Source organism: Shewanella decolorationis (genome assembly GCF_004354305.1).
GTDB classification, from domain to species: Bacteria; Pseudomonadota; Gammaproteobacteria; order Enterobacterales; family Shewanellaceae; genus Shewanella; species Shewanella decolorationis.
In genome coordinates this window covers 3660568-3682691 of the sequence record NZ_CP037898.1, presented here as the reverse complement: position 1 = coordinate 3682691, position 22124 = coordinate 3660568, and the positions used below count along the sequence as shown (strand labels likewise).

The following is a 22124-nucleotide window of genomic DNA, read 5'->3' as shown; positions in this document are numbered from 1 at the left end:
CTATCAGTTCTTCGCTGAGGCCAAATCGAGTGGGGTAATGACTTCAACTAAGGATTGGTCTTTCAAATTTTGCTGACCACGGGTAACGACTTGCTCGCCGGGTTTGATACCGGAGACGACTTCCACCGAGTCACCTTCGCGGTAGCCGATTTCGACTTCGCGGCGGCTCGCGTTGCTGCCGTCAATCACATACAGGGCTTGCTTGTTGTCTTGGTTGATCAGGGCACTGTAGGGCACAGTGATCACATTCTCATGGGTGTCATACTTCAATTCGACCCGTGTGAACATCCCGGCTTTTAAATGCGCATTTTGATTGGGTACGGCCAAGGTGACTTTAAAGGTGCCGCTCTGTGGGTCGACCACAGGGCTGATGCGCAGTACTTTCGCGTGGATGGCATTTTTGCTCTGTTGATTGCTAAAGACTTGCGCTTCTTGGCCTAAACGTAGGCTAGTTAATTGCTGCTCAGGTAAATGGACAATCCCGTGCAGCTCGTCTTGATTGACAATATAGAATAAGTCACCAAATTCCTTAGCCATGTTGCCCGCTTTGACATAACGCTTAGCAACAATACCGTCGATAGGGGAGACCACATGGCTTTCTTTGACTTGTAACTCAGCAAGATCCCGTCTTGCAATGGCGGCTTGCAGGTTGTATTCGAGCTTTGCCATAGAGTCGGCACTGATAAATTCCTTATTGGTCATCTTCTTCAAGCGGTTTAACTCTTGCTCGATGATTTTCACTTCGGCTTCGGAGCGGTCAAGATCGTATTGCTGACGTTTGGCATCGATAACCGCAAGGATTTGACCTTTTTTTACTCGGTCGCCTTCTTCGACATTAATGGCTTCGATAAGGCCGGCGATGCGGCTGACTACATTAGCTTCCTGTGGGGCTTCGAGGGTGGCGGTAGTGCTATAAAACGAAGACACATTACCCTGGATCACGGTAGTAGTTTCGACGGGAATGGCATATTGTTCTTCTTTTTTAGCCACTTCCTCTTCGCCACATGCCGCTAACATTGACACTAACAGCACGGGCAGGGCGAACTTAGCAATTGTTGACTTTTCCATAAGAGTATTACCTATTGTCATTTTTGTGATGCCATCTGAAAGCAGAAAACATGCCAAAGTTAAAACTATATTAATTTCAGTAGATTAACTTAAATTTGTCAGATTGTAGATTAGGCAAACTTACTAAATGTAGCTAAAAAGTTTAAAAAGTGATGAGAAATGCTAAATATGCTAAAGCGAGATCATTCGGGATTGTGTTGCAGGGAGTGATAAGAAAAGCGAAGGGCGGGTATGAAAACCCCAATAAAAAAGCGCCCAGTGGGCGCTTTGAATCTATAAATGCCGATTAGCGTTTATCTTGGCTAACGAAGTCACGTGCAGTCTCGCCAGTATATAGCTGACGTGGACGGCTGATCTTGTGACCAGGTTGATCCAACATTTCTTTCCAGTGAGCAATCCAACCCACAGTACGTGCTAATGCGAACAGTACGGTGAACATGCTAGTTGGAATACCAATGGCTTTCATGATGATGCCAGAGTAGAAGTCGACGTTTGGATAGAGTTTCTTCGAAATGAAGTACTCATCTTCCAGCGCGATACGCTCAAGTTCCATAGCCACATCTAATAATGGATCTTGTACTTTCAGCTCTTTTAACACTTCGTGACAGGTTTCACGCATCACTTTGGCACGTGGGTCAAAGTTTTTGTAAACTCGGTGTCCGAAGCCCATTAGACGGAATGGGTCGTTCTTGTCTTTCGCACGGGCGATGAATTCAGGAATACGGTCTACTGAACCGATTTCTTCTAACATTTGTAGACAAGCTTCGTTCGCGCCGCCGTGTGCAGGGCCCCATAGAGAAGCAATACCCGCAGCGATACACGCGAATGGATTCGCGCCTGAAGAACCTGCTAAACGTACGGTTGACGTTGACGCGTTTTGTTCGTGGTCCGCATGTAGAATGAAGATACGATCCATAGCACGTTCAACGATTGGGTTTACTTTGTACTCTTCACACGGAACGGCAAACATCATACTTAAGAAGTTGCCTGCGTAGCTTAAGTCATTGCGTGGGTAAACGAATGGCTGGCCAGAAGAGTACTTGTAGCACATAGCGGCAATCGTTGGCATTTTGGAGACTAGGCGATACGCGGCGATTTCGCGGTGGCGAGGATCGTTGACATCGAGTGAGTCTTGATAAAATGCAGACAATGCACCAGTGACACCACACAACATCGCCATAGGATGAGCATCACGACGGAAACCTCTAAAGAAGAAGGCGAGTTGCTCATGAACCATAGTGTGGGTTTTTACTGTGTGTACAAATTCAGCATATTGCTCTTTCGTCGGCAGTTCACCGTAAAGCAGCAGGTAACACAGGTCTAAGTAATCTGAGTCAACGGCGAGTTGCTCGATTGGATAGCCGCGGTGTAACAATATACCTTGATCGCCATCGATATAGGTAATTGCAGATTCACAGGAGGCTGTCGCGAGAAAACCTGGATCAAAAGTGAAGTAACCCTTGCTGCCAAGTTTACTGATATCGATTACGTCAAAACCAGCGGATCCTTGCTTTACTGGCAATTCTATCGAGTCGTTCCCTGGTAATTCTAATTTGGCTTTTAAATCAGCCATACCCCGTTCTCCTTACTTCGTTCTTATCTGTGAGTGCGGCATGTCAAACCGCCATTACTTTACAGCCATTCTAGATCACATTTCAATTTAAATAAGCGTTTAAATTTGTTAGACCATGGTATAAAACGCTTTACTTTCCTTGCCACAACTGGCACTTAGGTGAAAATATCCTTAAAAAAACAAAATTTGCATTCTGTGATGTTTGTATTTGACATTTCCCGCGAGTATACTTGCCTCCGCCTAATAATGGCTGCAAACGATGATGTTAAAGCACCCTTTATTTACATGTTAAATAGGTGAGTGTTCAAATAGTTATCTGTTTGTTTAAACTTTGCTTTTGTGTTTACTTTTGCCTTGAATTACCCCTTGGTTTAAAGTTTGTACAAAAGCGGTTCACATAACAAAAAAAATGCTCAATGGAGCTGAGTGAGCAGAACGTGAAAAAGCAAAGACCTGTCCATTTAGATCTGCAGACCATTCGCTTTCCTGCAACAGCGATTGTGTCAATTCTTCACCGTGTATCCGGTGTCATCATGCTATTCGCTGTTGGCATTCTTATTTGGTTGCTAAATTCATCTTTAGCCTCCGCTGAAAGTTTCGCAGGCGTACAATCTCTGTTTGATAACTTCGTTGTGAAGTTCATCATGTGGGGCATTTTGACTGCACTGGCTTATCACTTATTCGGTGGCCTACGCCACTTAGTAATGGATACCGGTCGTTGGGAAGAGTTGGCTTCGGGCACCGCCTCAGCGAAAGCTGTATTTGTACTGACGGTAGCCTTTTCAATTTTAGCGGGGTTATGGGTATGGTAACCAATGCAGCAAGTTTTGGACGCAGTGGTGTTCATGACTTTATTCTACTACGCGCTAGTGCAGTAATCCTCGCCTGTTACACCATTTTCATGGTTGGCTTTATTGCATGTAGTTCCCCTCTCACCTATGACGTTTGGCACGGCCTGTTTAGTGCTCTGCCAATGAAAGTGTTTACCCTGCTTGCGCTGGTTGCACTGCTTGTTCACGCCTGGATTGGTGTATGGCAAGTGTTGACGGATTACGTCAAGTGCACTTCGTTACGCGGTGTTTTACAGTTCACCTTCGTCGTCACCGTCTTTTGTTATCTGGCGGCCGGCATTGTTATTGTGTGGGGTGTCTAAGTGAGTATTCCAGTACGTGAGTTTGATGCTGTAGTGATTGGTGCCGGCGGTGCCGGTATGCGTGCAGCATTACAGATTTCTAAAGAAGGTAAGAGCTGTGCGCTTTTATCTAAAGTATTCCCAACCCGTTCTCATACCGTATCTGCGCAGGGTGGTATCACAGTTGCGTTAGGTAACGCCCATGAAGACCATTGGGAACAACACATGTACGATACCGTAAAAGGTTCCGACTTTATCGGTGACCAAGACGCTATCGAATTCATGTGTCAAACCGGTCCAGAAGCCATTATTGAACTCGAGCACATGGGTTTACCATTCTCTCGTTTCGATAACGGTAAGATTTACCAACGTCCTTTCGGTGGTCAATCTAAAAACTTCGGTGGTGAGCAAGCGGCGCGTACCGCTGCTGCGGCAGACCGTACTGGTCACGCACTGCTTCACTGCTTATACCAACAGAACGTTAAACACAAAACTCAAGTGTTTTCTGAGTGGTATGCCCTCGATTTAGTAAAAAACCAAGACGGTGCCATCGTAGGTTGTACTGCGATTGAAATCGAAACGGGTGAAATCGTTTACTTCAAAGCCAAAGCCACTGTACTCGCTACTGGCGGTGCAGGCCGTATCTACGCCTCAACCACAAACGCACACATCAATACCGGTGACGGTGTTGGCATGGCGATGCGTGCTGGTGTTCAGATGCAAGATATGGAAATGTGGCAATTCCACCCAACCGGTATCGCTGGCGCGGGTGTACTTGTGACTGAAGGTTGTCGTGGTGAAGGTGGTTACCTGCTGAACAAAGACGGCGAGCGTTTCATGGAGCGTTATGCACCAAACGCGAAGGACTTAGCATCTCGTGACGTGGTAGCACGTTCTATGATGACTGAAATCCGTGAAGGCCGTGGTTTAGATGGTCCATTAGGCCCACACTGCTTACTGAAACTCGATCACTTAGGTAAAGAGACCTTAGAAGCCCGTCTACCAGGCGTTTGTGAACTCTCTCGTACCTTCGCGCATATTGATCCGGCCGATGGTCCAATCCCTGTTTTGCCAACCTGTCACTATATGATGGGTGGTTTGCCAACGAAGGTGAGCGGTCAAGTTATTCGTAAGAATGAAGATGGCAGCGAGCAAGATGTGGTTGGTTTATTCGCAGTAGGTGAGATTGCCTGTGTGTCTGTGCACGGTGCCAACCGCTTAGGCGGTAACTCTCTGCTCGACTTAGTGGTCTTTGGCCGCGCCGCGGGTCAACACTTAGGTAAAGCACTCGATGAGACTGCGGATCCAAAAGATGCGACCGATGCAGAAATCCAAGCGACATTAGCGCGCTTAAACCGCTGGGAAAACAACAAAACTGGCGAAGATCCTGCGCAAATTCGTAAAGATTTACAACTTTGCATGCAATTAAACTTCTCTGTATTCCGCCGTGGCGATGCAATGGCAGAAGGTTTAGAGCAGTTAAAAGCTATCCGTAAGCGTTTAGAAAATGCCAAGTTGTCTGATAACTCTCGTGAATTCAACACTCAACGTATTGAATGTTTAGAGTTAGATAACCTGATGGCGACGGCAATTGCCACCGCTTATGCCGCTAACTTCCGTACAGAGAGCCGTGGTGCTCACTCACGTGAAGACTATTTAGAGCGTGATGATGATAACTGGTTATGTCACACCCTGTTTGACCCTGTGACTGAAACCATGGACCGTCGTGCTGTGAACATGGCACCTAAGTTACGTGAAGCATTCCCGCCGAAGAAACGTACCTACTAGGAGTTGCAAAGATGAAATTGGAATTTGCAGTTTATCGCTACAATCCTGATGTAGATACAAAGCCTTACATGCAGGATTACAGCCTTGAAGTGGCTGATGGCACTGACATGATGGTGCTCGATGCACTTATCAAGTTAAAAGAACAGGACCCAACCTTAGTGTTCCGTCGCTCATGCCGTGAAGGTGTTTGCGGTAGTGACGGTGTGAACATGAACGGTAAAAACGGTTTGGCTTGTATTACGCCAATCTCTACCTTTAAGGGTAAGAAATTGGAAATTCGCCCTCTGCCAGGTATGCCAGTCGTACGTGACTTAGTGGTTGATTTAACTCAGTTCTACAAGCAGTACGAGAAGATCAAGCCATACCTCATCAACGATGAGAAGATGCCTGCCCGTGAACATTTACAGTCACCTGAACAACGTGCGCATTTAGATGGCCTGTACGAATGTATCATGTGTGCATGTTGTTCTACGGCTTGCCCATCATTCTGGTGGAATCCTGATAAGTTTATCGGTCCTAGCGGTCTGCTACACGCTTACCGTTTCTTGATCGACAGCCGCGATACAGCAACAGAAGAACGTCTTTCTGAGCTGGACGACGCCTACAGCGTGTTCCGTTGCCACGGCATCATGAACTGCGTTGACGTTTGTCCAAAAGGACTTAATCCGACTAAAGCAATTGGTCACATTAAGTCAATGCTGCTTAAGCGAGCTGTGTAATGCGAGAACCCGAGCTTAAACCAATAATAATATAGCTCTCGAAGAGTCACTTTCTGGGTATAGAAGGTGGCTCTTTTGTGTATGTAATGGAAGACAACGCGCCGTGAAATCTGGATATCTAGGGGCGGCAAAATTTATGCGTCGCAGGTAAATGCTTGAGATTGCATATAAAAACTATGGCTAAGCACGTGTATAAAGTTTGAAAGGAATAGCAATGCACCAAGGCATCATGAAAGCCTGGCTCGAATCATCTCACTTAAGCGGTGCAAATTCGACCTACGTAGAAGAGATGTATGAAGCCTATCAAGAAGACCCACAGTCAGTTTCTGACGATTGGCGTGCGGTATTTGATAATCTCCCTCCGGTAAACGGTGCCTCTAAAGATGCGCCTGAAGCGGCTCACTCCAAAGTACGTGATTATTTTCGCAGTTTAGCGATGGAAGGACGTCATAAGAGCGCCGCTCGTGTGACCGATCCTGAGTTGGATGCTAAGCAAGTTAAAGTGCTACAGCTGATCAACGCCCACCGTTTCCGTGGTCACCAAGGGGCTAACCTCGACCCGTTAGAATTGTGGAAACGTGAACCTGTTGCCGATTTAGATCCCGCATTCCACGGTCTAACTAAAGAAGACATGGAACGTGAGTTCAACACTGGCTCGTTCGCCCACGGTGGCGAAACCATGAAGCTGGCTGACTTAGTCAAAGCGCTAAAAGCTACTTACTGTGGTTCGATTGGCGCCGAATACATGCACATTACCGATACTGATGAAAAGCGTTGGATCCAACAACGTCTCGAACCATCCTTAGGTAGAGCCAACTACGATAAAAGCGTTAAGACCCGCATTCTCGAAGGCCTAAATGCTGCTGAAGGCATTGAAAAATATTTAGGCGCTAAATTCCCTGGTGCAAAACGCTTCTCGTTAGAAGGCGGCGATGCGTTAGTCCCTATGATGCGCGAAATCATTTACCGCGCAGGTGAAGCGGGCACGAAAGAAATCGTCGTTGGTATGGCTCACCGTGGTCGTTTAAACGTACTGGTGAACGTATTAGGTAAGCGTCCCGCTGAACTGTTTGACGAGTTCGCTGGTAAGCACGCCGATACCCATGGTTCTGGCGACGTGAAATACCACCAAGGTTTTTCATCTGATTTCGAAACGCCGGGCGGCAATGTGCACTTAGCACTGGCCTTTAACCCATCACACCTTGAAATCGTTAACCCTGTGGTTATGGGCTCTGTACGTGCTCGTCAAGACCGCCGTGGTTGCAAAGACGGTTTACAGGTGATGCCAATCACGATCCACGGTGACTCTGCAATTGCTGGTCAAGGTATCGTGCAAGAGACATTCAATATGTCTCAAACCCGTGGCTTTAAAGTGGGCGGCAGCATCCGTATCGTGGTTAACAACCAAGTAGGTTTTACCACATCAAATCATCACGATGTGCGTTCAACTGAATACTGTACTGACATCGCTAAGATGGTTCAGGCACCGATTTTCCACGTGAACTCAGACGATCCAGAAGCCGTTGCCTTTGTTGCTCAGCTGGCTGTTGATTACCGTAACGAGTTTAAACGTGACGTGGTGATTGATTTAGTGTGTTACCGCCGTCATGGCCACAACGAAGCTGATGAGCCAAGTGCAACTCAGCCATTGATGTATGCCAAGATCAAGAAACACCCAACGCCACGCAAGATCTACGCTGATAAACTGATCGCTGAAAATACAATCGGCGCTGATGAAGTGACTAGCATGATTAACACCTACCGTGACGCCTTAGACCAAGGTGACTGTGTGGTGAAAGAATGGCGTCCAATGACACTGCACACCGTGGATTGGTCACCTTATATTGGTCGCGAGTGGGACGAAGCTTATGACGCCTCAACACCGCTATCACGCTTACAGAATTTAGCTGACAAGCTGAGCTACGTACCAGAAAGCCACCCATTACATTCACGTGTTGCTAAAATTTATAGTGACCGTGTTGCAATGGCAAAAGGCGAGAAGTTGCTCGACTGGGGCTTTGCTGAAACCTTAGCTTACGCGACGATTCTTGAAGACAAACAACGTGTTCGCATTACAGGTCAAGACTCTGGCCGTGGTACTTTCTTCCACCGTCACGCGGTTCTGCATAACCAAAACGATGCGACAACTTACTTGCCACTGCGCAACCTGTCTGAAGACCAAGGTCCAATCGACATTACTGACTCAGTATTGTCTGAAGCATCAGTATTAGCCTTCGAATACGGCTATGCGACAGCGGAACCAGGTGGTCTGGCGATTTGGGAAGCCCAATTCGGTGACTTCGCTAACTGTGCGCAAGTGGTTATCGACCAGTTCCTGTCGTCTGGTGAGCAGAAGTGGGGCCGTTTATGCGGTTTGACCATGCTGTTACCACACGGTTACGAAGGTCAAGGTCCAGAACACTCAAGTGCCCGTTTAGAGCGTTTCTTGCAGCTGTGTGCTAACCACAACATGCAAGTGTGTGTGCCATCAACGCCAGCACAGGTTTACCATATGCTGCGTCGCCAAGTGGTGCGCCCAATGCGTCGTCCACTGGTGGTGATGTCACCTAAGTCATTGCTACGTCACCCATTAGCGGTTTCTACCATGGAAGAATTGGCTAATGGCAGCTTCCAAAACGTGATCGGTGAAATCGATACGTTAGAAGCGAGCAAGGTCGATCGCGTCGTGTTCTGTAGCGGTAAGGTATACTTCGAGCTGCTGGAAAAACGCCGTAAAGAAAACATCAATAACATTGCAATAATCCGTGTCGAACAGTTGTATCCGTTCCCACATGAAGAAATGGTTGCAGCCTTAGCTGACTACCAACATGTGAAGGATTTTGTATGGTGTCAGGAAGAGCCGCAAAACCAGGGTGCTTGGTACTCTAGCCAACATCACTTCTGGGCTGCTATCCCAGCGGGTGCAAAACTGACCTACGCTGGCCGTGAAGCATCTGCTGCACCAGCCTGTGGTTACCCAGAGCTGCATGCTCACCAACAAGAATCTTTAGTGAACAGTGCCCTAAAGCTGTAATAGCTAAGACTGTAGTAATAGACATTTTATAAAAAAGGATCGTTTTTCATGAGTATCGAAATCAAGGTACCCGTACTGCCAGAATCTGTTGCCGATGCAACTATCGCCACTTGGCACGTAAAAGTGGGTGAGCAAGTTTCTCGTGATCAAAATCTGGTTGATATTGAAACTGACAAAGTCGTACTGGAAGTGGTTGCACCAGAAGATGGTCACATCGGTGAGTTCCTGTTCCAAGAAGGCGACACCGTTCTGGGCGAGCAAGTGATTGCTAAGTTCATCGCGGGTGCGGTTTCTGGTCAAGAAGTGACTAAAGCCGAAGCTGAAGCTGCTGCACCTGTTGCTGCTGCAACTGAAGAGTCTAACGATGCATTAAGCCCATCTGTACGTCGTTTACTGGCTGAGCACAATGTTGATGCGAGCAAAGTGAAGGGCACTGGTGTCGGTGGCCGTATCACTAAAGAAGACGTTGAAGCCTTTATCAAGTCTGCGCCTAAAGCTGCTGCCCCTGCGGCTCCTGCGGTACAACCACTCGCTGCGGGTCGTAGCGAGAAACGTGTTCCAATGACTCGTTTACGTAAGACTATCGCTAACCGTTTATTAGAAGCGAAAAACTCTACTGCAATGCTCACGACGTTCAACGAAGTGAACATGAAGCCAATCATGGATATCCGTAAGCAATATCAAGATATCTTTGAAAAGCGCCACGGTATCCGTTTAGGTTTCATGTCTTTCTACGTGAAAGCGGTAACTGAAGCACTGAAACGCTTCCCAGAAGTAAACGCGTCAATCGACGGTGACGATATCGTTTACCACAACTACTTCGACGTCAGCATCGCGGTATCAACGCCACGTGGTCTGGTTACCCCAGTACTGCGTGATACCGATACCATGAGCCTAGCTGATATCGAAAAAGCAGTCCGCGATCTGGCGATCAAAGGCCGTGATGGCAAGCTGACTGTGGCTGATATGACTGGCGGTAACTTCACTGTGACTAACGGTGGTGTTTTCGGCTCTTTGATGTCTACCCCAATTTTAAACCTGCCACAAAGCGCGATTTTAGGCATGCATGCCATTAAAGACCGCCCAATGGCAGTCAATGGTCAGGTTGAAATCCTGCCCATGATGTACCTAGCTCTCTCATATGACCATCGTATTATCGATGGCCGTGAGTCAGTTGGCTTCTTAGTCGCCATTAAAGACTTCTTGGAAGACCCAACTCGTCTGCTACTTGACCTATAATCTAACGCGCTAAACGATTAAGTTTAACCTGTTAGTTAAAGACAAGCGTCAGACATACCCTCGTGACTGGCCCCGTGGGGCCAGTTGGATTTGATTAGAAGTATACGGATAGATCATCATGAATTTGCATGAGTATCAGGCAAAATCCCTATTTGCCGAATATGGTTTACCAGTGTCAGAAGGTTTTGCATGTGATACAGCCCAAGAAGCTGTAGAAGCTGCAGGCCGTATTGGCGGAAATTTATGGGTTGTTAAGTGTCAAGTACACGCAGGCGGCCGCGGTAAAGCGGGTGGCGTTAAAGTCACTGGCGATAAAGAAGAAATCAGAGCCTTTGCCGAACACTGGTTAGGCAAAAATCTGGTGACTTATCAAACTGATGAGAAAGGTCAGCCGGTTGCTAAAATTTTAGTAGAAAGCTGCACCGACATCGCTAACGAACTGTACTTAGGTGCAGTCGTTGACCGCGCTACCCGTCGCGTAGTGTTCATGGCGTCAACTGAAGGTGGTGTTGAGATTGAGAAAGTGGCCGAAGAAACGCCAGAACTCATTCACAAAGCGATCATCGATCCACTGACTGGTCCTCAACCATACCAAGCACGTGATCTTGGCTTCAAACTGGGCTTAAACCCAACTCAAATGAAGCAATTCACCAAGATCTTCATGGGTCTGGCGACTATGTTCGTTGACCACGATTTCGCTCTGCTGGAAATCAACCCACTGGTTATCACCACTGAAGGTAACTTGCACTGCTTAGACGGTAAAATTGGTATCGATGGTAACGCGCTGTTCCGTCAACCAAAAATCAAAGCAATGCACGATCCATCACAAGACGACGCTCGCGAAGCTCACGCAGCAATGTTCGAACTGAACTATGTTGCGCTGGACGGAAACGTAGGTTGTATGGTGAACGGTGCTGGTCTGGCGATGGGTACTATGGACATCGTTAACCTGCACGGCGGCAAGCCAGCTAACTTCCTCGACGTAGGTGGTGGCGCGACTAAAGAACGTGTTGCTGAAGCATTCAAGATCATTCTGTCTGACAGCAATGTGAAAGCCGTTCTGGTTAACATCTTCGGTGGTATCGTACGTTGTGACATGATCGCAGAAGGTATCATTGGCGCTGTTAAAGAAGTTGGCGTTAAAGTTCCCGTTGTAGTGCGTTTAGAAGGTACTAACGCTGAATTAGGCCGTGAAGTATTAGCTAAATCAGGTCTTGATATCATTGCAGCTAACAGTCTGACTGATGCGGCTGAGCAAGTAGTTAAAGCTGCGGAGGGCAAATAATGTCTGTATTAATTAACAAAGATACCAAGGTAATCTGCCAAGGCTTTACCGGTGGTCAAGGTACTTTCCACTCTCAACAAGCTATCGATTACGGTACGCAAATGGTCGGTGGTGTATCTCCAGGTAAAGGCGGTACTGAGCACTTAGGTCTGCCAGTGTTCAACACTGTGAAAGACGCTGTGGCTGCCACTGGCGCGACTGCTTCTGTTATCTACGTTCCTGCTCCTTTCTGTAAAGACGCAATCCTCGAAGCCATCGACGGTGGTATCGAGCTGATCGTTTGTATCACTGAAGGTATCCCAACACTGGATATGCTGGAAGTGAAAGTGAAGCTAGAAGAAACTGGCGTTCGCATGATCGGCCCTAACTGCCCAGGTGTTATCACTCCAGGTGAATGTAAGATTGGTATTATGCCAGGCCACATCCACTTAAAAGGCAAAGTGGGTATCGTTTCTCGTTCAGGTACGCTGACCTATGAAGCGGTTAAGCAAACGACTGATGAAGGTTTCGGCCAATCTACTTGCGTAGGTATCGGTGGTGACCCAATCCCAGGTACTAACTTCATCGACGTATTGGAAATGTTCCAAAACGATCCACAGACTGAAGCCATCGTGATGATCGGTGAAATCGGTGGTACTGCTGAAGAAGAAGCGGCTGCTTACATCAAAGCTAACGTGACTAAACCAGTTGTGTCTTACATCGCGGGTGTAACTGCTCCTGCTGGTAAGCGTATGGGTCACGCGGGTGCGATCATTGCTGGCGGTAAAGGTACTGCTGCTGACAAATTTGCTGCATTAGAAGCAGCGGGCGTGACAACTGTCCGCTCGTTAGCGGATATCGGCAAAGCGCTGCGTGCTAAAACAGGTTGGTAATCTAACCGTTGACACACGAAAAGGCGCCTAAGGCGCCTTTTTTATTGCGCGTCTGTTAGCGACTGCCGAGCAGTAAAGTGTGAGAATGGGCAAGCTAACGCTGCCTAGGCTAGCATTTTGAGTTATAAAGGGTTAGATTGGGTTTCTCTACGGGCGTCATCACCTGATTGATGTATGAATACACGAGTAGAGCCACAACCCTAAGCCCTGCGCTTAAAGCACCACGGCTGTTCTGCAATAAATCTTGTACTTAATTATCACGCGGTTGCGGCATTAAGCTGCGAGCGTATTTTTTTATCGGTTTATCCCATTGGGGGAGGATAGGCCAGCACAGATGTTTAACCCTAAGGGGCATCTATTTACACGAGGGAAAGACAGTGAATACACCAAAGATTATTATTTCAGAAATCGATTTAGAAAGAATCGAGCGTCTGCTGGAGTCATTACCGGCGAACGCCTTCCCAGGGCGTGCGGCATTGGAGGCGGAACTCGACCGAGCCGATATTGTGCCTGCAGCGCAAATGCCAGGGAATGTGGTGACGATGAACTCTGAAGTAAAATTTAGCGTGTCATCCAGTCAAGATACCTTCTGCTTACGGTTAGTTTATCCCAAGGATGCGGCTGGTGAGGGCACCATTTCTATCCTCGCGCCCGTGGGCAGTGCTTTATTGGGTTTATCCCAAGGGGATGAAATTGAGTGGCCAGGCCCTGGTGGCTCAATGGTCAAAGTACGTATCGAAGAAATTATGTATCAGCCAGAGCGAAGCGGTGACTTTCACCGTTAATCGCAGCTCTGGATATTAGTGTGTAGAGGGCAATATCAAGGAAGCCAATATGATTATACAAACAGAGCGTTTAATGCTCAGACCATTTACTGAGCAGGATATCGATGCCCTCTATTTAATGAACAGTAACCCTGCGATGTTGAAATACATTCCAACCGTACCTTTTACTGATCGTGAGCAGGCGCGGGAGCTATTCCATAACGTGATTTCGCAGGATTATCAGCAGCGTGGGTTTGGACGCTGGGCCGTCGAGCATAAAGCCGATAATAAAGTGATTGGCTTTTGCGGACCAAAGTTTATTCCTGAATATAATGAAGTCGAAATTGGCTATCGCTATTTTCCCGAGTATTGGGGCAAGGGGATTGGTACCGAAGCTGCTCAAGCGGCAGTCAGCGTGTTCCCGCAGTTTGGCATTACGCAAATCATTGCATTGATCCTAGAGGGTAACATTGGCTCTGAAGGCGTAGCTAAAAGCATAGGAATGCATTGGCGTGAACCTAGCGAGTTTATGGGGCATAAAGTGAATGTGTACGCAAAGCTGCTCTAACAGTGCTTGAGCGTTCCAACAAAAAACCAGCCTAGATGGCTGGTTTTTAATTAGGCCTGTCTGGTTGATATCCAGATTGAGCTAAATCTGCTTACTCGTCGTTATGATCGCACTTATCGTTGGTGCAATGACCGTACAAATATAAGCTGTGGTTGGTCAGTTTAATGTTGTACTTGCTGGCGATCTCGTCTTGACGACGTTCAATCACTTCATCTGAAAACTCAATTACTTTGCCACAGGAGAGGCAAACTAAGTGATCGTGGTGATGTTGAGTCGATAACTCGAATACCGCTTTGCCACTTTCGAAGTGGTGGCGAGATACGATACCGGCATCATCAAACTGGTTTAATACACGGTAAACTGTTGCTAGACCAATTTCTTCACCTAAATCGAGCAGTTTCTTGTATAAGTCTTCTGCACTGATATGTTGGTTTTCAGGTCCTTGCATCAGTTCGAGGATCTTGACTCGTGGCAGGGTGATTTTCAAACCGGCTTTTTTGAGCGCTTGATTTCCATCTGTCATTGCTAATCTCTTGATTGCAGAACCAATAGGTTCATCCGTGGATAGTGAATGCCATTATAGGGGGTCAAATTAAAAACTTAAACCTTTGTTCTAGCTTTATGAGTCTATATGCAGATAAATTGTGTCTCTTAGCGCGAAATTACAATAAATTGCGGCAATTCAAGCATAGTTTTTGTAAGGTTATACCAAGGAATAATGTTCACGAATGTAAAAATTCGGGACAATGGACAGAATAATTACAATAAAAGGAAGCGGTATGTACCAGCATATTGTGGTGTTAACTGGCGCGGGCATTTCGGCTGAATCGGGATTACGCACCTTTCGTGATCAAGATGGTTTGTGGGAAGAGCACCATATTGAAGACGTGGCGACTCCCGAAGGTTATGCCCGCGATACCGAACTGGTTGAGCGATTTTATAACAGTCGTTGGGAGCAGTTGCACAGTGGCACAGTGATGCCCAATGCGGCGCATCTTGCTTTAGCCAAATTAGAGGCGGAATTTTCTGGTCAATTATTGGTTGTGACTCAGAATATTGATGATTTACATGAGCGTGCTGGCTCAAGACGCTTATTGCATATGCATGGTGAATTGTCTAAAGGTCGCTGCCCACGCTCGCGTCAAACCTTCTTATTAAGAGAACCCTTCGGCCCCAATAATTGCTGTACCTGCTGCATTCCCGCACAAAGACTACGTCCCCATGTGGTGTGGTTTGGTGAAATGCCGTTAGGGATGGACAGAATTCATGATGCACTCGATAACTGCGATTTATTCATTGCCATTGGTACGTCGGGCACAGTGTATCCGGCGGCTGGGTTTGTCGATACGGCCAATCATCATGGCGCGCAAACAGTGGAGGTCAATTTAGTCTCGCCCGATAGACACAGTCAGTTTCAATATCATTTAACTGGTAAAGCGGGTGATATAGTACCTAAACTGGTCGAGACCATTTTGGCCGGACAAGTCATTGGCTCAGACTTGCCGAATGAGTGATTAACGGATGACGCAAAAACTCGCTATTATTATGCGGGGATTGCCGGGGAGCGGTAAATCCCATTGGGTTGAGCAGTTTGTCGCTAATCTGCCGTTAGAAGATGCGTTGCGTATCCGCCAAGGTGGTATTTTTTCGACCGACAGTTTTTTCTACGAGGGAGAGGTGTACCGATTCGATGCGAAAAAACTTTCCGAATACCACCAACGTAATTTAACGGCATTTATTCAAGCACTCAGCAATAACCAGCCTATTGTGATTTGTGATAATACTAATCTCTGCCGCTGGGAGTACATGGCATACGAGGTCGCGGCTAAAGCGCTCGGTTATCAAGTTCGTATTGTGTTGATCGGTGAACCATTAGACGATGCACATCAAAAGTTGTGCGCCGAGCGTAATCGCCATCGCGTGCCGTTAACGCAAATTCGACGAATGGCAAAACAGTTTGAGGATTTTTAAGCTGACTTTGTTTGTCATCTTGTTATACCAATCACATTAAATATCTAATCAGTTCAGAGCCTCACAGGCATCTCAATCCAAGGCGCATTGACGAAGAAATGGTTATTCCCTTTTAAGTCAATGTAACACGGGAGTGAGATGCCAGTGAGGCCCCCGGAGGGCGGTGTTGAACGGACTTTATAATGCGTTTAAGGCTTTGGACAGAGCGCCACTGTGCCTTCAAGCCTTCGCCTTGTCTAAAGCCTGTTTAACTCACTCTGAATGAACAGATAGTTAATACGATTGGTATTACGCTATTCTCTCATCAAGCTTAAGCACAAATACCTTATATAAGAGTTGCATAAGCTTGATCTTAATGACAGTTTCCTTTTAGGCATATCGAGTATAATTCGACAAGTCTGCCCCCTCTGGAGTGTATCTTGTTAACAAAACTGCTGCTTACCTTAGCCGTAATTATTATGGGGATTTTGTTGCTGGCTAAGCGTGAACCTAACGCTAAAGCCATAGCCACAGTGAATGTTCCTGCTATGCCAAGTCTCTGGCGTCGATATGGCATGCGGGGTGCATTTTTACTGCTGGGGCTCAGCCTTCTAGGCTACAGTGTTTGGTATTGGCGGGATCAGCATAAGGTCGTGACTGTGACCATAGTGTCCCCAGCCGGCGTACTCTCCGGCGTCTATAAGGCGCGCAAAGGGGATATCTCTGAGGCCAAAATGGTGACGGTTGAAGGAGTACATATTCGATTTTCTAATGCGGAGCGGCTAGAGATATTGGAAGACTAAAACAGATTTATTTTATGAATTTATCGCTCTCGCCTTTTCATTACTAAGTTATGCGTTAAACTAGCGACAATTTTTTAGCCTGCACTTAAGTGGACTTTTTAGCTTAAGTTTTTTTCAGGAGGACACATGATTACTGCCTATGTCTACGAAAACCGTCAACTGACGGCCACTGAAATTAACACACAAGACAGTATTCCAGCGTCGACCATATGGTTGGATCTCTATAAACCTGATGATGCAGAGCGAGAATGGTTAAGTCGTTTTTCTGTTGAAGAAGTCCCCGACGAAGAAGATATCAACGAGATTGAGGCCTCGGCGCGTTTTTACCAAAACAGCGACGGCTTACATATCAACTCATTATTCCCTCAGCGCGTAGGGCAAGACGTGCGTGGCGTCAACGTCTCCTTTAACCTGCGCAGTAATTTCCTGTTGACCATACGTGAGGAAGATGTCGGCCTGATCCGTTTGTTACGTAACTATTTACGCCTTGGTCGTTTAGAAGTCTCAACCCCGCAGGAATTGTTTCTCGAACTGTTTAATCTTAAAGTGGATTATCTCTCCGACTTGATTGAAGACGTCTACACAGTGCTTGAAAATGTCGGTGAGCAAGTTTTCGAGAGCGAAGAGCTCGATGATGTGTTCAAGCTTATTACCTTGCAGGAAGACTCTAACGGTAAAATTCGGTTAAGTTTGCTCGATACTCAGCGCTCACTGCGTTATATGCAAAGGTATTACCGCGGGCAGTTGTCGGATGAACATTTAAAAGATTTGCGGGAAATGCTTTCGGATATCGAGTCGTTAATGCCCCACAGCCAGTTTATCTTCGATAAGTTAAACTTTCTGCTCGATGCCGCCATGGGTTTCAGTGGTTTACAGCAGAATAAGATCATTAAAATCTTCTCGGTTGCGGCCGTGGTCTTTCTGCCGCCCACGTTGATTGCCAGCAGTTACGGGATGAACTTCCATGGTATGCCGGAGTTAGGTTGGCAATATGGTTATCCGATGGCGATATTGATGATGCTCGCCAGTGCTGCAGGGACATATTTCTTCTTTAAGCGTAAACACTGGCTCTAGTTTTTTGCTAAAACGCATGTCAAATATAACAGCCGGAGATTGTCCGGCTATTATATTTTGATTATTCATCGTTTTTTATGGGCTACTTACGACTATCACCGCCAAAGTAGTAGCTGACACGCTCGCGCGGGTTAAGATACTCATGTACCTTTTCGGGCAGTGCGGCGGGCGGCAGACAGCGGACTATCGTTATCCCTTCAACTTCAAGATCGACAATCGGCGCCTGATCTTTGGGCACCAGTGCATCATACACAAGGATTTTCGGGCAAAGCAGTTTTTGCAGATTGACCGACATCACCATGGCATATTGACCGCTCGACAACTCCACCACACTTCCGGGTGGATAAATGCCCAGCATTTTGATCATTTTACCAATATAATCTTGATTTAATTTAGTTTTATACTGCTTGTATAAGTGCCCTAATGCCGCGTAGGGCATGCGTGCCTTACCTTGGTTACTTGGATAGCAAAGTGAATCATATTCATTCACTACCGCGAGTAGTTGCGACATTTTATCAAGTTCTGCTTCTTTTAATCCCTTGGGATAACCACTGCCATCAAGAAACTCATGGTGATTTGTAATTGCAGGCAAGGCTGCCTCTGGGAAGTTTTCGGCAAGTTTGAGTAAATCGACCCCGAGCAAAGGATGTTGCTTGATAAAGTTGAGTTCAGGTGCAGACCAAGGTGTGGTTTTTTTCAAAATTTGTGGTGGGACCTTAAGCTTGCCCACATCATGAAATAAGGCACTTAAGCCAACTAACTCTATTTCGCTGCGATCCCATTCCATCTCTTTGGCAATCAGCATCGAGAGTATTGCCACGTTTAAAGAATGGTAATAAATGCTCTCATCCTGCTTTGCATCACTCATAAGATGCAGCACTAGGTTATCGGAGGTTAATAGCTGTTCTACCATGCTGTGAACTAACACTTTGGCGTCATCGACAGCATTTAAAGGACGGTTACGTAACTTGGAAATTAGGCTACGCATCATAGCGACAGAACGGGTGAAGTTTTGCTCGGTTTTATGGATGTCTCGGCGAAGCTTCTTTTGTACTTCGATTTGCTCAGCTTTATAGAGATCCATATCATTTTTAAGATCATGGATTTCCGGGCTGGGAGGCAGTTTTATAGGGTTTACTGCTTCAGGATTTAATGGCGCGGTTTCGCTACGCTCTAAATCCACGATCACATGTTCTATACCTAAATTTTTGATTAATTCAATCTGAGCAGCTTGTTTGATATGGAAGCTACTGAATAAAAAAGGATGATCTTTCCAAGCCACGGGCAAACGCACAAAATTGCCGACCTGTAATTGATGGACTGAAACTTTACAGCTTTTTTTCATATTCTTGTTATCGTGAAGCCAATGGGGTTATTTTATATCAATGATGCAGCTTTACAATTACTTAACTAACGTGTCAGCATAGTAAGATTAGAAAATAGCCGAAGCATTGAGCCTATATGGACTTTATCGAAGTATACCCGAATGCAATACCTAATGACCTATGTAATCGTCTCATTCTTGCATTTGAGCAACACACAGGCGTTGTGGATGGACAAACAGGCAATGGTGTGGATTTAGAAAAAAAGATTAGCCGCGACCTCACTCTTGATAACTTTGCCGATTTACAGCCCCTGAAAAATGAGCTTTTATCCTATACCCTAAAGGGTGCTGCCGACTATTTTACTAAATATTCTATGGCGTTAATGGGAGCCGTTGCTGTTTCCGTGAGTGATGAACAAGGGCAAGCTGTCACATTAACACCCAATAATTTTGAACGTTTAGGTAAGCCTAGAGCCGAAGCATTAGTTAAATATTTATACCGAAGCGGCAGCATCAATGTGCAGAAATATCAGCAAAATAAAGGCGGATACCCCCATTGGCATTCGGAGCAATTTCCCCAGTTAAACCACAATGAAGCGCTGCACCGTGTCGTGCTGTATATGTTTTATTTAAACGATGTGGAAGAGGGCGGTGAAACCGAGTTTTATTATCAAGATCGTAAAATCTCGCCAAAGAAAGGCACAATGGTGATTGCGCCCGCGGGCTTTACCCATTCCCATCGCGGTAATGTGCCGCTGAGCAACGATAAATATATAGCCACTTCATGGGTGATGTTTAACCGCGCTGAGCAGTTATACGCGGTATACGCTTAACAGCCTGATATGACTCAAACGGGGATACGAATACGAAAGCGTGCTCCCTCTAAGTAGCTTTCTTCAATACTGAGCTCGCCAGCATAGCTGCTGACAATCTCATCACATACGGCCAGCCCAATGCCTTGTCCAGGGGATTGGGTGTCGGCTCTCACGCCCCGTTGAATGATTTTTTGTCGCAGTTTTTCTTCAACCCCAGGGCCGTCATCTTCGACAATTAATTCAAAATCACCTTGTTCCGTTAGGCGAGCACTGACCTGCACTTGGCTGATACACAAACGGAAGGCATTTTCCATCAGGTTGCCACATAGCTCCATGAGATCGCCTTTATTACCGGGGAATTGCAGGTTTGCGGGTATATTAGCCTTAAATTGCACCTGCTTGTCGCGGTAAATTTTAAATAACATTTGTGCGAGTTGATCGACTAGCGGGGCGATAGTGGTGTGTTCTTGTTTCAGGCCTTGGCGACCTAACATGGCACGTTTAAGTTGATATTTAACCAGTTGATCCATTTGACTTATCTGCTCCATGATTTTTTCATTAGCAGATTGCTTTGTTAGACTGGTGTCATCGGTAATAGCATGAACGGCTGCAAGGCGGGTTTTAAGACTGTGGGCCAGATCGTTCATCGCGTTTTGATAGCGTTGCTGTTGCGCGCTTGATTGCTGTAAGAGTTGGTTAAGGGCTTGAGTGACCCCTTCAAGTTCGACAGGGTAGCCTTCTGAAAGCGATTTAGTCTTGCCTTGGTTAATCGATTGCAACTCGTTTTGCATCCGTACCAACGGGCGCATCCCCCAATATGCCGCACTGACCAGCAGGATCAGCGCGAGTGCGAGCACCATGGCCAAACGGATATAGGTGCGTTTACTGAATTTGCTGTATTCCTGCTCGAGCTTGGCGGCATCCTTCATTACCAATAAGTTGTAATGTACTCCCGCGATTTCAACCGCGAGTAAATACACAAAGTAACCTCGGTCATCGGCCATGGTCAGGTAGTAAGGCGGGGAGTCATTACGTATTTCGTTGAAACGTTCGCAGGTGTCAAACAAGCCACGGTCGACAGCGAGGGAAGATGTCCATACCTGTTTAAATTTTTCATCGCAGCTCGCCATCACATAGCGCTCTTGCTTGTTATTTTCCTCTAACCAAGCACTGGTATCAGGAATAAGATCATGTTCTCTAAGCTCGGCGGCCACTTGAGGGATCTCGGCAATAAGCTGCGCAGTTTCTTCATTATAGCTATTTTGCGCATGCAAAATATTGACCATCCATGCGAGGCCAAATCCGACTAAGGTGATGATTGATAACGAGGTGAGAAACATCCGCGTGAGCAGACGTTTCTTCATTTTGAGTTTTAGTTGCATGGTAAATTGAATTTATAACCTTGGCCACGAATGGTGGCTATCGGGTTGTCTATGCCATCGCGAGTGAGTTTTTTACGTAGGCGGCTTACCATCACCTCAATCGTGTTCGGGTCACCTTCCTTGTCGCCATAAATCACATCCAGTAGCCGCTGTTTGGCGACGACTTCATGGCAATGGCGCATCAAATATTCCAGGATGAGGTATTCGAAGGCGGTAACTTCCATAATCTCGTTGCCGAGAGTCACTTGCTTAGCTGCAAGATCCAGTTTTAACTCACCACTGCTAATGACGGGTTTGACAAAGCCTGCGCTGCGTCTGACTAAGGCGTCTAGTCTGGCAACAAGTTCTTCTTTCTGGAAGGGTTTCACTAAATAGTCATCGGCACCCGCATTGAGACCTTCGACTTTATCTTGCCAGTTGACCCGAGCGGTGAGAATTAAGATTGGTGCTTTGACGTCTTCTTCGCGCAATTGTTGGATAAGGCTAATGCCATCCTGATCAGGTAAACCTAAGTCGACAATGGCAACATCGATAGGATAGTTAGTCGCTTGGAAAAATCCTTCCTTGGCTGTGAGGGCGACTTGGACTTGATTGCCCAAATCGCTTAATTGTACTTTTAGATGGTGGGATAAAATAAGATCATCTTCAACAACCAAAATTCTCATAATTCTCATGCCTTAAAGTCGACTGGGCTCAGTGTACGCAAAATATACGCGGGAGCCAAATATTGTCTT

General features: G+C 46.4%; 21 protein-coding genes. 15 read left to right on the top strand and 6 right to left on the bottom strand.

The window, feature by feature from the left end:
- Nucleotides 1-3 precede the first annotated feature (3 nt).
- The gene (locus EYR25_RS16485) at nucleotides 4-1068 is read right to left on the bottom strand and encodes an efflux RND transporter periplasmic adaptor subunit (RefSeq protein ID WP_133181506.1); all 1065 of its coding nucleotides are present in this window, start codon (nucleotides 1066-1068) and stop codon (nucleotides 4-6) included.
- Between the two features lie 286 nt (nucleotides 1069-1354).
- Nucleotides 1355-2641, bottom strand: a complete 1287-nt coding sequence (locus tag EYR25_RS16480; protein ID WP_011622409.1) for a citrate synthase — start codon at nucleotides 2639-2641, stop codon at nucleotides 1355-1357.
- 416 nt (nucleotides 2642-3057) lie between these two features.
- Here EYR25_RS16480 and sdhC point away from each other — a divergent pair, with 416 nt between their 5' ends.
- The 10 genes from sdhC to EYR25_RS16430 all read left to right on the top strand — a co-directional run bounded on the left by sdhC (nucleotide 3058) and on the right by EYR25_RS16430 (nucleotide 14042).
- Nucleotides 3058-3453 carry a succinate dehydrogenase cytochrome b556 subunit gene (gene sdhC, locus EYR25_RS16475; protein WP_011622410.1) on the top strand — a complete coding sequence of 132 codons (396 nt, stop codon included), beginning with the start codon at nucleotides 3058-3060 and terminating at the stop codon, nucleotides 3451-3453.
- Complete coding sequence (sdhD, locus tag EYR25_RS16470) at nucleotides 3447-3794, top strand: succinate dehydrogenase, hydrophobic membrane anchor protein (protein WP_011622411.1); 348 nt, start codon at nucleotides 3447-3449, stop codon at nucleotides 3792-3794. The genes sdhC and sdhD overlap by 7 nt, the downstream gene beginning before the upstream one ends.
- Nucleotides 3795-5561, top strand: coding sequence for a succinate dehydrogenase flavoprotein subunit (sdhA, locus tag EYR25_RS16465; RefSeq protein WP_023265464.1), 1767 nt, complete (start codon nucleotides 3795-3797; stop codon nucleotides 5559-5561).
- Between the two features lie 11 nt (nucleotides 5562-5572).
- Entirely contained in the window at nucleotides 5573-6280 is a 708-nt protein-coding gene (locus EYR25_RS16460) for a succinate dehydrogenase iron-sulfur subunit (RefSeq protein WP_133181504.1), read from the top strand.
- Between the two features lie 214 nt (nucleotides 6281-6494).
- Entirely contained in the window at nucleotides 6495-9314 is a 2820-nt protein-coding gene (gene sucA, locus EYR25_RS16455; protein ID WP_133181502.1) for a 2-oxoglutarate dehydrogenase E1 component, read from the top strand.
- Between the two features lie 48 nt (nucleotides 9315-9362).
- Entirely contained in the window at nucleotides 9363-10553 is a 1191-nt protein-coding gene (gene odhB, locus EYR25_RS16450; protein ID WP_133181499.1) for a 2-oxoglutarate dehydrogenase complex dihydrolipoyllysine-residue succinyltransferase, read from the top strand.
- A 118-nt stretch (nucleotides 10554-10671) separates the two neighbouring features.
- Nucleotides 10672-11838, top strand: a complete 1167-nt coding sequence (sucC, locus tag EYR25_RS16445) for an ADP-forming succinate--CoA ligase subunit beta (RefSeq protein ID WP_011622416.1) — start codon at nucleotides 10672-10674, stop codon at nucleotides 11836-11838.
- The gene (gene sucD / locus EYR25_RS16440) at nucleotides 11838-12710 is read left to right on the top strand and encodes a succinate--CoA ligase subunit alpha (RefSeq protein ID WP_011622417.1); all 873 of its coding nucleotides are present in this window, start codon (nucleotides 11838-11840) and stop codon (nucleotides 12708-12710) included. Before sucC ends, sucD begins: the two co-directional genes overlap by 1 nt.
- A gap of 377 nt (nucleotides 12711-13087) precedes the next feature.
- Entirely contained in the window at nucleotides 13088-13495 is a 408-nt protein-coding gene (gene rnk, locus EYR25_RS16435; protein ID WP_023265460.1) for a nucleoside diphosphate kinase regulator, read from the top strand.
- A 49-nt stretch (nucleotides 13496-13544) separates the two neighbouring features.
- Nucleotides 13545-14042: a GNAT family N-acetyltransferase gene (locus EYR25_RS16430; protein ID WP_133181497.1), complete on the top strand. Its 498-nt coding sequence runs from the start codon at nucleotides 13545-13547 to the stop codon at nucleotides 14040-14042.
- 91 nt (nucleotides 14043-14133) lie between these two features.
- Here the strand turns inward: EYR25_RS16430 and fur are convergent, their stop codons facing one another.
- Complete coding sequence (gene fur, locus EYR25_RS16425) at nucleotides 14134-14565, bottom strand: ferric iron uptake transcriptional regulator (RefSeq protein ID WP_011716738.1); 432 nt, start codon at nucleotides 14563-14565, stop codon at nucleotides 14134-14136.
- A gap of 256 nt (nucleotides 14566-14821) precedes the next feature.
- On the opposite strand from fur, the gene cobB reads away from it, so the two are divergent.
- The 4 genes from cobB to corA all read left to right on the top strand — a co-directional run bounded on the left by cobB (nucleotide 14822) and on the right by corA (nucleotide 17869).
- Entirely contained in the window at nucleotides 14822-15556 is a 735-nt protein-coding gene (gene cobB, locus EYR25_RS16420) for a Sir2 family NAD+-dependent deacetylase (protein WP_039977046.1), read from the top strand.
- 7 nt (nucleotides 15557-15563) lie between these two features.
- Nucleotides 15564-16013: an ATP-binding protein gene (locus EYR25_RS16415; protein WP_133181495.1), complete on the top strand. Its 450-nt coding sequence runs from the start codon at nucleotides 15564-15566 to the stop codon at nucleotides 16011-16013.
- A gap of 419 nt (nucleotides 16014-16432) precedes the next feature.
- On the top strand, nucleotides 16433-16795 hold the full coding sequence (locus EYR25_RS16410) for a hypothetical protein (RefSeq protein ID WP_023265456.1): 363 nt from the start codon (nucleotides 16433-16435) through the stop codon (nucleotides 16793-16795).
- 126 nt (nucleotides 16796-16921) lie between these two features.
- Nucleotides 16922-17869, top strand: a complete 948-nt coding sequence (gene corA / locus EYR25_RS16405) for a magnesium/cobalt transporter CorA (protein WP_023265455.1) — start codon at nucleotides 16922-16924, stop codon at nucleotides 17867-17869.
- A gap of 82 nt (nucleotides 17870-17951) precedes the next feature.
- Here the strand turns inward: corA and EYR25_RS16400 are convergent, their stop codons facing one another.
- Complete coding sequence (locus tag EYR25_RS16400) at nucleotides 17952-19214, bottom strand: HD-GYP domain-containing protein (RefSeq protein WP_023265454.1); 1263 nt, start codon at nucleotides 19212-19214, stop codon at nucleotides 17952-17954.
- 116 nt (nucleotides 19215-19330) lie between these two features.
- On the opposite strand from EYR25_RS16400, the gene EYR25_RS16395 reads away from it, so the two are divergent.
- Complete coding sequence (locus EYR25_RS16395; protein WP_133181493.1) at nucleotides 19331-20026, top strand: 2OG-Fe(II) oxygenase; 696 nt, start codon at nucleotides 19331-19333, stop codon at nucleotides 20024-20026.
- Between the two features lie 14 nt (nucleotides 20027-20040).
- Here EYR25_RS16395 and EYR25_RS16390 read toward each other — a convergent pair whose 3' ends face one another.
- Together EYR25_RS16390 and EYR25_RS16385 are read right to left on the bottom strand one after the other, a co-directional pair.
- Nucleotides 20041-21390, bottom strand: a complete 1350-nt coding sequence (locus EYR25_RS16390; RefSeq protein WP_133181490.1) for an ATP-binding protein — start codon at nucleotides 21388-21390, stop codon at nucleotides 20041-20043.
- Complete coding sequence (locus tag EYR25_RS16385; protein ID WP_023265451.1) at nucleotides 21381-22055, bottom strand: response regulator; 675 nt, start codon at nucleotides 22053-22055, stop codon at nucleotides 21381-21383. The genes EYR25_RS16390 and EYR25_RS16385 overlap by 10 nt, the downstream gene beginning before the upstream one ends.
- Between the last annotated feature and the right edge of the window lie 69 nt (nucleotides 22056-22124).